We start from the raw sequence: 12,787 nt of genomic DNA on the forward strand, positions 1-12,787 counted from the left end.
CGCCCATACCCACAAGATTGCCCTTATGCCTTATCCGCTTCTCGATACCATCCACCTGCCAGCCGACCTGCGACGCCTGGAAGAGGCGCAGCTCCAGCCTTTGGCGCAAGAGCTGCGCGCCTTTCTGCTGGAGTCCGTCAGCCAGACCGGTGGTCATTTCGCGTCCAATCTGGGCGCAGTGGAACTAACCATTGCGTTGCACTATGTATTCAATACGCCGGACGACAGGCTGGTCTGGGATGTGGGCCATCAGACCTATCCGCACAAAGTGCTGACAGGGCGGCGAGAGCGTATGTCGACCATGCGCAAGTATGGCGGCCTGGCAGGTTTCCCCAAACGGGACGAGAGCGAATACGACACCTTCGCCGTGGGCCATAGCTCCACCAGTATCGGTGCGGCCGCCGGCATGGCAGAGGCCAGCAAGCTGTTGGGGCAAGAACGCAAGTGCATCGCCATCATCGGTGATGGCGCCATGACGGCCGGCATGGCGTTCGAGGGCTTGAACAACGCGGGCGACAAGGATACTGATCTGTTGGTGATCCTGAACGACAATGAAATGTCGATTTCGCCTAACGTCGGGGCCTTCAACGCTTATCTCGCCAAACTGCTGTCGGGCAAGTTCTACCAGGGCTTCCGTAATACCGGCTCCAAGGTGCTGGAGAACGTACCGCCGCTGCATGAACTGGTGCGCCGCGGTGAGGAACACATGAAGGGCCTCTTCTCGCCTTCCACCTTGTTCGAGGAGTTCGGCTTCCATTATGTCGGGCCGATCGACGGGCACGACTTGGATGTGCTGATCCCCACGTTGCAGAACATCAAGAGCCTGAGCGGGCCGCAGTTCCTGCATGTGGTGACCAAAAAGGGGCAGGGCTACAAGCTGGCCGAGGGTGATCCGGTCAAATATCACGCGGTCACCCCCTTTACGCCGGCGGACGGCATGGCGGCCAAGGCGGCGGGCAAGCCCAGCTATATGCATGTCTTCGGTGAATGGTTATGCGATATGGCGGCCCAGGATACGCGGCTGGTGGGTATTACGCCTGCCATGCGCGAGGGGTCCGGCATGGTGCAGTTCGAGCAGCGGTTCCCGGATCGCTACTACGACGTGGGCATTGCCGAGCAGCACGCGGTGACCTTTGCCGCCGGCCTGGCTTGCGAAGGATTGAAGCCCGTCGTGGCGATCTACTCGACCTTTCTGCAGCGCGCCTATGACCAATTGATCCATGATGTCGCGCTGCAGAACCTGCCGGTGGTATTTGCCATCGACCGGGCTGGGCAGGTGGGCGCCGATGGTCCTACGCACGCGGGCAGTTTCGACATCAGTTTCCTGCGCTGTATCCCGAACATGGCGGTGCTGTGCCCGAGCGATGAGAATGAATGCCGGCAGATGCTCTATACGGCGTTCCAGATGGATCAGCCGACAGCGGTACGCTATCCGCGCGGAACCGGACCTGGGGTCGAGGTGGTCAAGGGTTTCACCGCACTGCCCGTCGGCAAGGGAGAGGTTCGTCGCCAGGGCGGAAAGGTCGCCATCCTCGCTTTTGGCACCATGCTGGCACCCGCCTTGAAGGCGGCCGAGCTGCTGGATGCCACGGTGGCCAATATGCGTTGGGTCAAGCCCCTGGACGTGGACTTGGTCCGACAGCTGGCAGAGCAGCATGAGCTCTTGGTCACGGTAGAAGAGAATGTCATCATGGGTGGTGCTGGCTCGGCAGTCAGCGAGGCACTCAATGCCCTGGGTCTTGCCAAGCGGGTGTTGCACCTGGGGCTGCCGGATCGTTATGTCGATCATGGCGACCCTGCCATCCAGTTGGCCGAATGCGGTCTTGATGCAGCAGGCATAGAGGCCAGTATCCGCAAAGCACTGGCGGTCTGATCATCACGCTCGAGCCAACAAAAAGCCCGCATCGTCAGCGGGCTTTTTGTTTGTCATCACTCGGTGATGCACTATTCGTGAACGGCGTACGGCAGATCGAGAAATTGCAGCGCGGGGCCGGCGTCGTTTTCCAGGTGCACCCCCTGCGGCACGCTGGCTAGCTGGACCACCGCCAGCGCCTCCCAGCCACCATCGGCAACCGGCGCGGCCATCGCAATCTGACCGCAGGCCTGTCCGTTCATTTCCGGGCTGTAAAGCGGCTGGCCGGCTTGCATGGCTTGGCTGGCAGCAACGCGGAAGGTGCGGCGCTTGAGCTTGCCCAGATACTGGGTGCGCGCCACGATTTCCTGACCGGGATAGCAGCCCTTCTTGAAGCTCACCGCGCCGATCAGTTCCATATTGGCCATTTGCGCCACGAACGCTTCCTGGGTTTCTGGCTGTACCCACAGGATACCGGCACGGATGTCCGAGAGCAGCCAGGCAGCGTCATTGCCCGGCACGGCACCGATCGCAACCAGCTTCGGCCAGGCGATGATGGCGTCTTCGGGGGTCAGATCCAGCAGGAACCGATCCTGACCCAGCCAGCTCACATGGCCGCCTTCCACCGCCACGCTGTGCATGGCTTCCGTTGGCAAGGTGCCGTAAATCTGCTCGGCCACGGACCGCGCCTGGGGCCCGATCAGGCCGAGGATGGCGCGTTCAGCCGAGGCGTCGCTGGCCTTGGTCTTGCTGCGCATTACATACATGGCCAGGCGTTTCTGTATGGCCGGCAGCAGTGCTCGCGGCAGCATCAGCAACAGGTCATCACCCTCCCGAAGCAGCAGAAGGCTGCTGAGCATGCGGCCCTTGGGGGTGGAGTAGCTTGAGTACTGCAAACCGTCAGCAGGCAGCTTCTTGATGTCGCTGGATAGCTGGCCATGCAGGAAGCTGATGGTCTCTTCGCCGCTGAAGCGGATCAGCCCAAAATCGTTGAGCGGGACCAGTGTGCACTGTGCGGCAGTGGCAGCTGCTGCAGGCGAGCCGAAACGTGCCAGGCCATCTGCGTCGATAGTGGCACCCTGCGTGCCCAGAAAGTCTTGCCAGTTCATGTGTGTCTTTCCTGGAAACAACATCGCCGGCTCAGGGGCCGGCGATGCAAAGCAATGCTGAACCTCTACGGCGCTCAGAATATCCGGGTTGTGCCTTCACCGCCACCCGGCTTGTAGGCGCCGCCAGAGCGAATCTCGGGTGCGCTCAGGCTTCCGGCAAGCCCCAGGGGGGCATTGACCACGATGGAGCCGCTGGCAAGCTTGGCATTGATCTTGCCGCTCAGTTTCTTGTCCGGTGTGATGGCCATGGTGCCCGTCGCCGTGAACTTCCCCGAGTTCAGGTTCAGGTTGCGCAGGGACGTCGCCCCGTTCTCGATCAGTGCTTCACCCGATAAGGTATCAAAGCGAGTCTGACCACCGCGTTGCAGCACCGACGGGCTTTGTGATTTCAGCGGTGTGATGAGATCCAGGTTATGCAGATTGCCGTCACTCACCGTAAAGTTCATGGCGATACGCGAATGCTGGAACAGGCTTTCATAGCCTTCCCCGAAGAATTCGAATTCCGCATTGGCGGCCATTCGTCCGGTCGAGCGGGTTGTCGGGCTAACCAGCGAGATCAGCGGTTCGACATGCATGCTCTTGGTCTGCAGGTTACCGCTCAGCTTCCAGCCATCGACCCAGTTCAGGGTGGCCTGGCCAACGGCTGCCGAACCGAAGATGAGACCATTTACATCGTCAATGACAATGCCTTCGTTGTTGGCGGTGCCGCGCAGTACCAATTGGTCAAATCGGGCATCCTCATAAGCCCCGGGTGGCGACCAGTTCTTGGCATCGAAGTCGAGTGCGTACTGTTGACCGTTCGGTTTGATGCTGAGGTTGGCGCGGCCATCCTTGTCGCTGAGGGTGATGAGCTTGATGGTGCCGTTCTGGTTAAAGCGCAGTGTGCCGGACAAGGGCCCAAGATTGTCCTTCTTGAGCTGGACCGACAGGTCCTCGAGCTTGAGCATGGCGAAGTAGATATCCTTGCCGCTCGGATCGGCCTTCAGGCGTCCTGGCAGCGACAAGGCGAAGTCCTGCGTGAATTGGGCCTTGTTCAAGGTGACATCGGCCAGTTCCTTGCGGATATTGACCAGATTCTTGAGGGTGACAGGAACGATTACCTGGGCAACCTCCCCTTCACCTGCTTTGCCAAAGCTGACCCTGTCCAGAATCAGGCGAGGTTTGGGGCTGTATTCAAAATGAATGGCGCTGATCCTGACATCAATATCCAGGCGGGCAGAGATGGCCTTTTCAATATCGGCCTTATAGTTATCATACGGTAGCACCAGCGGGATGGCGGCAACGATGGCCACCAGTATGGCGACTACGATCAACAGTTTCTTGAGGGCTGACATGCGGCCTCTTTATCCGGGTAAATTAGAAACGGGTGTTGACACGCTCAGGGCAGCCTTTTAGTATAGCGGCTTCTTTAGTTCCTCGATAGCTCAGTCGGTAGAGCGCCGGACTGTTAATCCGTAGGTCCCTGGTTCGAGCCCAGGTCGAGGAGCCAAGTTTCAGAAAACCGCGTTATCGAAAGATAGCGCGGTTTTTGTTTTTCTGCGTCATGTTTGACGCAATGCACGGTAATCGCTAAAACGGCTAGGACCAAAGCTGTGTCCACATTCGAAGGCGAGAGGATCGCATGACAACGTCAAATGAACAAGTCGCCAAACTACCCTTGATGAAGCGCATTGTCCTAGCCGTGCGCGGCGGAGTGGGGGGCGGGATCTCGGCGGTATTGGTTCTGCTCTTGATTTTATTGGTGATTGCGGGTGTTGTCGGGGGCTTGCTTGGTGGTATGGCGCTCGCGACCAAGCGGAACCAGGCGGCCGAACAAAATCTGATTGCCATCGCCAAGTCGGCCAAGCTTGCCCAGGCCAAGCTCGGCAAAGAGAAGGCTGAGCTTGAGCACGAACTGGAAACCGTCAAGGAACAGGCCAGCATGCAGGCCAAGGATCTGACTCAGCTCAAGGAAGATCTGGAGCGCGCCAAGATAGAGCGAGAGACCATGGACAAGGTGCTGCAGGAAATACGTGCCAGCATCCAGGCGGGTGGCAGCAGCCCGAAGGTGGAGAAGGCCGTTAAGGGCGCCATGCTCAAGTTTGGTGACAAGGAATGCGAACTGCAGGGAGGGGCCATCAAGAGCAAGGAAGATGTGAAATGCCTGAACCTGCGTGGTGCGATCGACGCGATGAACAGCAAGCCTGGTGGTTACGATAGTAAGGCGGATCCCGCCAAGGATGGCAAGGCGGCCGAGGCCAAGCCGGCTCACAAGTAATTGCCCAGAACAAGAAAAGGCCCACGTCATCGACGCGGGCCTTTTTCATGCCGTCCTTGTGCGTGGCCCTTGGTGCAAATATTTGCAGCGAGTCGGGACTGGCACGTTGATCAGATGGCAAAACGACGCACTGGGCGGCGTTGATGCGGCGAGGTGGCAGAACCTGCGCGGTTCCGCCGCGATCGGGTCAGTTCAGGGCTTGCTCGATACGTGCCAGCGCCTTCTCCAGATTGGCCATGCTGGTGGCAAAGCTGATACGGAAATAACCCTCAGCGCCAAATGCTGAGCCGGGAACGACGGCGACGTCCTGGGCTTCCAGCAGGTAGCTGCCCAAGGCCAGATCGGTCGGTGCAGCGATCTTGCCTTCGGCGTACAGATTCTGGATGGCGACCCGCGCGTCGACGAAGGCATAGAACGCGCCGCCGGCCGCGAGGCACTTCAGGCCGCGAATCTGGTTGAACTTGCCGAGCACGAAAACGTGGCGTTCGTTGAAGGCCTTGAGCATGGGCGCAAAGCAGTCAGCCTGTGGGCCGTTGAGTGCTGCTTCTGCCGCCACCTGGGAAATCGAGGTCGGGTTGGAGGTCGACTGCGACTGGATGTTTTCCATGGCCTTGATCAGCCATTCCGGCCCGGCGGCATAGCCGATGCGCCAGCCGGTCATGGAGTAGGCCTTGGATACGCCGTTCAGCAGTATGGTCTGCGGGTAGAGGTCCGGGCAGGCATTGAGGATGTTGGCAAATTGCGTGTCGCCCAGCATCACGTGCTCGTACATGTCGTCCGACGCAATCAGGACCTTAGGGTGTTGGCGGAGTACCTCGCCCAGGGCCTTCAGCTCCTCCGTGGTGTAAACCGCGCCGGTCGGATTGGACGGCGAATTGATTACTACGAGCTTGGTGCGCGGCGTGATGGCGGCGGCCAGTTGCGCCGGGCTCAGCTTGTAGCCCTGCTCGATGCCACATGCAACGATCACCGGCTTGCCCTGGGCCAGGATGACCATGTCCGGGTAGGAGACCCAGTACGGGGCGGGAATGATGACCTCGTCACCATCGTTGATATAGGCTTGGCACAGGTTGTAGAAACTCTGTTTGCCACCGCAGCTCACCAGTACCTGCTTGGCGTTGTAGTCCAGGCCCTGATCGCGTTTGAACTTGGCGATGATGGCGTTCTTCAGGCCGGGCGTACCGGATACGGGGGTGTACTTGGTGAAACCCTTCTGGATCGCGTCGATGGCCGCAGCCTTGATGTGCTCCGGGGTATCAAAGTCCGGCTCGCCAGCGGCGAGTGCCACGACGTCACGACCGTCAGCTTTGAGCTTCTGGGCCTTGGCGGTGATGGCAAGGGTGGGCGATTCCTTGATGGCTTGAACGCGATGCGAGAGTTCCACGGGCAGTCCTTCCGAATGACGGTGTGCGCGCTGAATCGATGGTGATCCGGCGGTCGATAAAAGGGCTGCCATTATAACTTCCCGTCGTGCCAAAAATGGGCGACATCCGCCATGGGCGGCAAGGAAATTTTTTGCTTCAGCTTGGGCTAAGGGTTTGAAGCAAAGGCGGATTTGACGTTTACGTCAACGTCGCTCCTGTCAAAGCGGAAGGGGTTTGACCATCACGTAGTCATCCATGATGAAGCCCTGGCCAATATCTACCTGCGTGCTGTCTGCAATGGAGAAACCATTGCGCAGGTAGGCGGCGATTGCCTTTTCATTCTGCTTGTTGACAGCCAGCGTCAGCTGCTTCCCCGCCAGTTCGCGAGCACGGTGCTCCACATGGTCCAGCATGCGGCTTCCAAATCCCTGGCCATGTAGCTCTGGCAGCAGGTAAAGCTTGTCCAGCTTGATCGTGCCCGGTGCGATTCGCAGGTACTGGGTAAAACCGACGGGCCGATCGTCGAGCAGCGCCAGGTCCAGCCATTGTTCCGCGCCACTCAGTTGCTCGAGCAAGGTGGCTTCGTTGTAGCGTTGCCCCAGCATGTAGTCGATCTGCTCAATGCTGACGATGCCGGGGTAGTGCGCATGCCAGATCTCGTGCGCCAGCCGGATGATGACGGATATGTCGGCTGCGGTTGCGGGACGTATCAGGTAGCTGGCGTGCGACATGTTGGTCCTTTGCACTGGATGGGGTTGGCTATACCGAACGCCGCGAAAAATCGCGCGGCCTGAAGCCGAAGGCGGCCAGCACGCCAAAATAGGTGGCGATGCCTGCGCTGACCAGCAAGGTCAGCTTGCCGATCTTGTGCAGGGTGGGGATGCCATGCCAGGCGCCCAGTTGCCATTGCAGGCAGGCCAGCACGGCGGCCATCAGGATCACGGCGAGGCCCAGCTTGGACAGAAAGGCCGACCAGCCCGGCCGTGGTCGGTAGATGCCGCGACGTTTCAGGCCTGCCAACAGCAGACCTGCATTGACACAGGCACCCAGGCTGATAGCTAGCGCCAGGCCCGCATGGGCCAGTCCCAGATGGTTCAGGCTGCCGACCAGCAACAGGTTGAAGAGCTGGGTGACGATCAGGGCGACAATGCCGATCCTGACCGGTGTCCTGATGTCCTGCTGCGCGTAGAAGGCCGGTGCAAGGACCTTGATCGAGATCAGCGCCATCAGCCCCACGGCGTACGCCTGCAATGCCTGGGTGGTCATCAGGGCATTGTGCAGATTGAACTGGCCGCGTTCGTACAGGGTTGCCACCAGTGGCTCGGCGATGACAGCCAGTGCGACGGTGGCCGGCAGGGCCAGCAGCCAGCAAAGTCGCAGGCCCCAGTCCAGCATGGCCGAGTATTCCAGATCTGAGCCGGCAGCTTTCAGCCGTGCGAGGCTGGGCAGCAGGATGGTACCCAGTGCGACGCCCAGTACGCCGCTGGGCAACTCCATCAGGCGGTCGGCATAGTTGAGCGAAGACACGCTCCCTTCCTGCAGCCAGGAGGCAAATTGCGAGTTGATGACCAGGCTGATCTGGGCGATGGAGACCCCGAACATGGCCGGCCCCATCTGCTTGAGCACCCTGAGTACGCCGGCATCACGAAAATTGAGCCTGGGCCAGCTCAGCATGCCGATGCGGGCAAGAAAGGGCAGCTGGAACGCCAGTTGCGCGATGCCGCCCACCACGACCGATATCGCCAGTGCGTAGATCGGTTCCGCGAAGTAGGGTGACAAGCCCAGCCCGAGCCCGATCATGGAGACGTTGAGCAAGGTAGGTGTGAAGGCGGGTATTGAAAAGCGGTTCCAGGTGTTGAGGATGCTACCCACCAGCGAGGAAAGCGAAATCAGCAGGATGTACGGGAACGTGATGCGGGTCAGGGATACGGTCAGGGCAAATTTGTCGGCATCCTTGCTGTAGCCAGCGGCCAGCAGGGCGACAAATACCGGGGCTGCCACGATGGCAATGACGGTGAAGACCAGCAGGATCAGGCTGAGCAGGCCGGCTACGTCGGCCACAAACTTGCGGGTTTCCTCATCGCCCTGCTGGGTCTTGTACTCGGCCAGGATGGGCACGAAGGCTTGTGAGAATGCCCCTTCGGCGAAAATGCGCCGGAACATATTGGGTAGCCGGAACGCCACATTGAAGGCGTCCATCGCCGCACCACCGCCAAACTGATATGCATTCATGACTTCGCGTAACATACCCAGAATGCGCGACAACATCGTCATGCTGCTGGTACGGGCGAGGGTCTTGAGCAGATTCATGTACGGGTGCTAAGTTGACAAAATCGCGCCAGTGTACGCGATCATTTGCCATGATGGCTCAGCTTGGGCATAATGCGCGGTTTCGCGATAGTCCTTTTACCGGTTTAAGGAGTTGATTTACATGGCAAATAGCGCACAAGCCCGCAAGCGTGCCCGTCAGGCCGCCAAGGCGCGCCTTCACAACCAGAGCCAACGCTCGGAATTCCGCACTGCCGTCAAGAAAGTGCTGAAGGCCATCGAGGCTGGTGACAAGGCCGCAGCAGCAGACACTTTCAAGACCTCGGTCAGCGCCATCGACCGTCTGGCCGACAAGGGTGCGTACCACAAGAACAAGGCTGCTCGTCACAAGAGCCGCTTGGCTGCTGCTATCAAGGCAATGGCCTAAGCAGTACGCAAGACAGACGATTTGCTGGCCAGCATCGCATGTCGAGAAAACCCGCTCCCTGGAGCGGGTTTTTTATTGCCCGTCGGATTGCTTCGGGGGCAATCTCCCAGGTAGTCGGTGGGCTAGCCGTACGGACGTTCGTCGGGGCTGCGTCGCAGGTCGGCGAACGCAGCCGGCTCCCACGGGCGCAAAGCCAGCAGCAGGCTGGTGCCATAACGTTCGCCTTGCGGACTGTCGACGCAGTCTTGATGCAATTCGGAAAATTCCTGCAGCAAACGCTTGAGCCGCAACTGGAATTTGGCGTTGGCGGCCGGGCTGAGCATGGCGTGCTGAAAACGCAGCAAAGCGCCTTCCTGGTCAAACGGGCCGTCCAGAAATTCTGTTTGTACCCTTTCCCGAAAGAAACACCGTATCGGACCGTCTGGTAGCCAGGTGAAGTCGCGGGCCACTTTCAGGCGGACCCGGTTTTCCGGTAACAGGGTGATCAGCCCGAGTCGATCCAGTTGTAGCAGTTCGCGTATGCACTCGGCCTCGCTGAGCCGATAGGTCGTGACGATCTGCGCTAGGCTCCAGTGATTGAGTACGCAAACGGTCACCAGCAACAGGGTAGGGCGAGCTACCAGTTCGGCCTCCTGTCGTGGGCTCAAGGCGCTCAGGCGGGATTGTCCCTGCTCGGCTTCGCGTATCAGTTCGCCGAAGTCCATTTCCATCAGATCGCAGATGGCTTCCAGCGTGTGCAGGCTGAAACTCTGCTGCGAAAACTGTCGCTTCACGCTGGCCTCGCTAAGGGCAAGATGCTGCCCGACCTGGGCGTAGGTGATGCCTTGTGATTTCAGCAAGCGCTTGAGAGCAACGATCAATTGAGCTGTTTGGGACATGAGTGGGTATCGTTTTCTGATACCGATCATCCTATTAAATGCGAGGGGTGAGGGCAAGCTCCCGGTAGGCGCAGGAACCGTGCACATTGCGCCCATTCTTGACGGTCGACTGCCATGATGCTCAAACGTTACCTGCCCGTGCTTGCCTTGCTTCTGCCTGGTGCCTGCATGCTCTTGTCCGGCCCCATCCACCAGCCTGCTGATTGCCACTTGTTTGCCGACTCCCGTCGTTGGCATGGCATTCCGAACGCGGCAGATGTGTTGTCCAACTTGGGTTTTGTACTGGTCGGTTGCCTGGGGTTGTGGCGGCTGGCAAAGATGCCTGCCTGGTTGGGCAAGAAAGGCTACTACCTGTTCTTTGCCGCAGTACTGTTGACTGGTGCGGGTTCAGGCTATTACCACTGGTCGCCGGACAATATCCGCCTGGTATGGGATCGCCTGCCTATCGCCCTGGCTTGCGCGGGCCTCTTGGCCGCCAATTGGCAAGGTGCATCGGGGGCGAGCCGCGGCAACCTTGGACTGTGGAGCGCGCTGGCTGTTGCCAGCGTGGGCTATTGGTATGGCACCGATCTGATCGGTGCTGGTGATCTGCGCCCCTATCTTTGGTTGCAACTCCTGCCGCTGTTACTGATACCGACACTGCAGTACACATACGGCGCCAACCCGCAAAGCAGACAGGTCTATGCTGTCGCTATCCTGTTTTACATTCTGGCCAAGGGAGGAGAGCTAGCGGACCACACTGTGTTCGAATATCTGCACGGTCTGAGCGGGCATACGCTGAAGCATGTACTCGCGACCCTGGTCGCCCTGGTTCTGGCCTATCGGGTAGATGTGCTACAGACCGCGTGGACATTGGTGTCCAGCCAGACAAGGGCAAACGACTTATGGCAATATCATAAGATTGATGAGATCACGCCAAACTGAGCAACAAGCCGGCGAATCGGCAGTTCAGGTTGTGCGCATCAGTTTCAGATAGCTGGTTCGGCCCAGCTCATGATGGCAAGATGCATCTGATTCGACTTCGGTCGCGTTGACCGCCACGCGAACATAGCGTCCGAGCTTGCGCCAGATGGCGACGGACAGGCGCTCTGCGAATGCGGCTTCATTATCCCCGTCGGGCAGCGAAGCCTCTGTGGCGGCCTCGAAGAACCAGGCGCCGTGTACTTCACGGCTGGCTATCCAGGTCGGACTGATCCAGGCGTCGCGTATGGCCGCCAGTACCTTGGCCGGCTCACTGGAGCCCAAGGGGAAAACCGAAAGGTGTACGCGATGATGCAGTGCCATGATCGGCTCGCCGAAAGCCCCGAATAGCTTGTTTTTAACAAAACCCCCGCCGCATCGCAATGCAAGTGTTCACGACTGCTGTGCTATAGAGTGGGTGTTCAATCAAGGTCATCACAACCATGAGTCACACTGAGCTTGCCAACAACCTGCCGCGCATCCTGGTCGTGGATGATTCCCGCATCGTGCGGGCGACGGTAAAGAAACATCTGTCCACTCAGTTCGAGATTCTCGAGGAGGCGGATGGCGAGGCCGGCTGGAACCGTCTGGAATCCGATCCGGACATCCTGGTGCTGATGAGCGACCTGAGCATGCCCAAGCTGGACGGCTTCGGTTTGCTGGCAAGGGTTCGCAAGGCGGCGGATCCGCGTATCAAGAACACCCCGGTCATCATCATCTCGGGCGAGGAGGACAGCGAGACCAAGCAATTGGCGGTCGAACGCGGTGCCAATGATTTCGTGACCAAGTCGACGGACAGGGCCGAGATGCTGGCACGGGTTTCCGCGGCGGTGAAGCTGGCCAAGACAGCAAGGGATTTGCGTAACAGCGAAGAAGTCCAGGCTCATTCTGGTACGACGGATGCACAGACGGGCGCTGCCAGCGAACACCTGCTGCAGATCGAGGGCGAAAAGGCCCTGGCGCATGGCGCCCGCTATGGTGGCGATACCACGCTGGTGCTGTTCGAGATAGACCGCTTCGAGAGCCTGCGTATCGAGCTGGGCGACGCCGTAGCCGAGCAACTGATCAGCCTGGTGGCCAAACTGGTGGGCGGGCGCTTGCGCAAGGAAGAAACCCTGGCGCGCCTGGAAGGCCCACGATTTTGCGTCATGCTGTACGCCGACCTTGAAGGTAGCCGCATATACGCTGAGCGTCTCAGGGAGACCATTGCCGCCGCCAAGGTCAATTTCAAGGGTGGACAAATCCGCATCGCCGCCAACATCGGCATGGCCAATGCCCATACCGATGGCGTTGCCGAATTCGCTGGCCTGCTGGAAAAGGCCAAGATCAGGCTGGAGCAGAACTACAGCATCGACAGTGCATTGGAGCAATTGGCCCGCGGTGAGATTGAAACCGTACTGCCGCGCCTGGAAGCCTTGATCGAGAAATTGACGCCGCTGCTGCAATTGCACGGACGTGTATAAATAGCGCAGGGAGACCATCGCTCGGTCCCCAGGCTGCTGTGCAAACCTGCCAAGCCGCCCTCATTCGAGGGCGGCTTTTCATTGGTGGCGCAGTGGTAGGCGATATATCCGTCATTGCTGTTGCTGGCAGGGTGAGATATTGAATAAATGTAAAAAACGCTTGTATCTTTAAACCAATATATTCGCGTTTCATTTTTACCGGCCGTGTA

General features: G+C 59.2%; 12 protein-coding genes and 1 tRNA gene. 6 read left to right on the forward strand and 7 right to left on the reverse strand.

Going from position 1 to position 12,787, the window contains the following annotated elements:
• Positions 1 to 25: 25 nt before the first annotated feature.
• Positions 26 to 1,873, forward strand: a complete 1,848-nt coding sequence (dxs, locus tag ACYVHK_RS05440) for a 1-deoxy-D-xylulose-5-phosphate synthase (protein ID WP_460528426.1) — start codon at positions 26 to 28, stop codon at positions 1,871 to 1,873.
• Positions 1,874 to 1,944: 71 nt separating this feature from the next.
• Here dxs and ygfZ read toward each other — a convergent pair whose 3' ends face one another.
• Together ygfZ and ACYVHK_RS05450 are read right to left on the reverse strand one after the other, a co-directional pair.
• On the reverse strand, positions 1,945 to 2,961 hold the full coding sequence (ygfZ, locus tag ACYVHK_RS05445; RefSeq protein WP_460528428.1) for a YgfZ/GcvT domain-containing protein: 1,017 nt from the start codon (positions 2,959 to 2,961) through the stop codon (positions 1,945 to 1,947).
• 74 nt (positions 2,962 to 3,035) lie between these two features.
• Entirely contained in the window at positions 3,036 to 4,295 is a 1,260-nt protein-coding gene (locus ACYVHK_RS05450; RefSeq protein ID WP_460528430.1) for an AsmA family protein, read from the reverse strand.
• Positions 4,296 to 4,374: 79 nt separating this feature from the next.
• Here ACYVHK_RS05450 and ACYVHK_RS05455 point away from each other — a divergent pair.
• Together ACYVHK_RS05455 and ACYVHK_RS05460 are read left to right on the forward strand one after the other, a co-directional pair.
• Positions 4,375 to 4,450: transfer RNA gene (locus tag ACYVHK_RS05455), tRNA-Asn, on the forward strand.
• Between the two features lie 132 nt (positions 4,451 to 4,582).
• Positions 4,583 to 5,218 (forward strand): hypothetical protein, encoded by a 636-nt coding sequence (locus ACYVHK_RS05460; RefSeq protein ID WP_460528432.1) that lies wholly within the window; start codon positions 4,583 to 4,585, stop codon positions 5,216 to 5,218.
• A 187-nt stretch (positions 5,219 to 5,405) separates the two neighbouring features.
• Here ACYVHK_RS05460 and ACYVHK_RS05465 read toward each other — a convergent pair whose 3' ends face one another.
• From ACYVHK_RS05465 to murJ, 3 genes are all read right to left on the reverse strand, one after another.
• On the reverse strand, positions 5,406 to 6,602 hold the full coding sequence (locus ACYVHK_RS05465; RefSeq protein ID WP_460528434.1) for a pyridoxal phosphate-dependent aminotransferase: 1,197 nt from the start codon (positions 6,600 to 6,602) through the stop codon (positions 5,406 to 5,408).
• Positions 6,603 to 6,800: 198 nt separating this feature from the next.
• Complete coding sequence (locus tag ACYVHK_RS05470) at positions 6,801 to 7,313, reverse strand: GNAT family N-acetyltransferase (RefSeq protein ID WP_460528436.1); 513 nt, start codon at positions 7,311 to 7,313, stop codon at positions 6,801 to 6,803.
• 28 nt (positions 7,314 to 7,341) lie between these two features.
• A complete protein-coding gene (gene murJ / locus ACYVHK_RS05475; protein WP_460528438.1) occupies positions 7,342 to 8,892 on the reverse strand; it encodes a murein biosynthesis integral membrane protein MurJ in 1,551 nt (516 codons plus the stop codon).
• Between the two features lie 121 nt (positions 8,893 to 9,013).
• Between murJ and rpsT the strand changes: the two genes are divergently transcribed.
• Positions 9,014 to 9,277, forward strand: a complete 264-nt coding sequence (gene rpsT, locus ACYVHK_RS05480) for a 30S ribosomal protein S20 (RefSeq protein WP_460528440.1) — start codon at positions 9,014 to 9,016, stop codon at positions 9,275 to 9,277.
• Positions 9,278 to 9,399: 122 nt separating this feature from the next.
• Here the strand turns inward: rpsT and ACYVHK_RS05485 are convergent, their stop codons facing one another.
• On the reverse strand, positions 9,400 to 10,155 hold the full coding sequence (locus ACYVHK_RS05485) for a helix-turn-helix domain-containing protein (protein ID WP_460528442.1): 756 nt from the start codon (positions 10,153 to 10,155) through the stop codon (positions 9,400 to 9,402).
• A 210-nt stretch (positions 10,156 to 10,365) separates the two neighbouring features.
• On the opposite strand from ACYVHK_RS05485, the gene ACYVHK_RS05490 reads away from it, so the two are divergent.
• Positions 10,366 to 11,079, forward strand: a complete 714-nt coding sequence (locus tag ACYVHK_RS05490; protein ID WP_460528444.1) for a hypothetical protein — start codon at positions 10,366 to 10,368, stop codon at positions 11,077 to 11,079.
• A gap of 24 nt (positions 11,080 to 11,103) precedes the next feature.
• On the opposite strand, the gene ACYVHK_RS05495 is transcribed toward ACYVHK_RS05490, so the two are convergent.
• The gene (locus ACYVHK_RS05495; RefSeq protein ID WP_460528446.1) at positions 11,104 to 11,439 is read right to left on the reverse strand and encodes a hypothetical protein; all 336 of its coding nucleotides are present in this window, start codon (positions 11,437 to 11,439) and stop codon (positions 11,104 to 11,106) included.
• 119 nt (positions 11,440 to 11,558) lie between these two features.
• Here ACYVHK_RS05495 and ACYVHK_RS05500 point away from each other — a divergent pair, with 119 nt between their 5' ends.
• Positions 11,559 to 12,578, forward strand: coding sequence for a GGDEF domain-containing response regulator (locus ACYVHK_RS05500; protein ID WP_460528448.1), 1,020 nt, complete (start codon positions 11,559 to 11,561; stop codon positions 12,576 to 12,578).
• Positions 12,579 to 12,787 lie beyond the last annotated feature (209 nt).

This window comes from Chitinimonas naiadis (genome assembly GCF_054780835.1).

Excerpts from the sequence above, each read along its gene's own strand:
- dxs (WP_460528426.1), top strand. The coding sequence starts at position 26 with ATGCCTTATCCGCTTCTCGATACCATCCACCTGCCAGCCGACCTGCGA.
- ygfZ (WP_460528428.1), bottom strand. The coding sequence starts at position 2,961 with ATGAACTGGCAAGACTTTCTGGGCACGCAGGGTGCCACTATCGACGCA.
- ACYVHK_RS05450 (WP_460528430.1), bottom strand. The coding sequence starts at position 4,295 with ATGTCAGCCCTCAAGAAACTGTTGATCGTAGTCGCCATACTGGTGGCC.
- ACYVHK_RS05460 (WP_460528432.1), top strand. The coding sequence starts at position 4,583 with ATGACAACGTCAAATGAACAAGTCGCCAAACTACCCTTGATGAAGCGC.
- ACYVHK_RS05470 (WP_460528436.1), bottom strand. The coding sequence starts at position 7,313 with ATGTCGCACGCCAGCTACCTGATACGTCCCGCAACCGCAGCCGACATA.
- murJ (WP_460528438.1), bottom strand. The coding sequence starts at position 8,892 with ATGAATCTGCTCAAGACCCTCGCCCGTACCAGCAGCATGACGATGTTG.
- rpsT (WP_460528440.1), top strand. The coding sequence starts at position 9,014 with ATGGCAAATAGCGCACAAGCCCGCAAGCGTGCCCGTCAGGCCGCCAAG.
- ACYVHK_RS05485 (WP_460528442.1), bottom strand. The coding sequence starts at position 10,155 with ATGTCCCAAACAGCTCAATTGATCGTTGCTCTCAAGCGCTTGCTGAAA.
- ACYVHK_RS05495 (WP_460528446.1), bottom strand. The coding sequence starts at position 11,439 with ATGGCACTGCATCATCGCGTACACCTTTCGGTTTTCCCCTTGGGCTCC.
- ACYVHK_RS05500 (WP_460528448.1), top strand. The coding sequence starts at position 11,559 with ATGAGTCACACTGAGCTTGCCAACAACCTGCCGCGCATCCTGGTCGTG.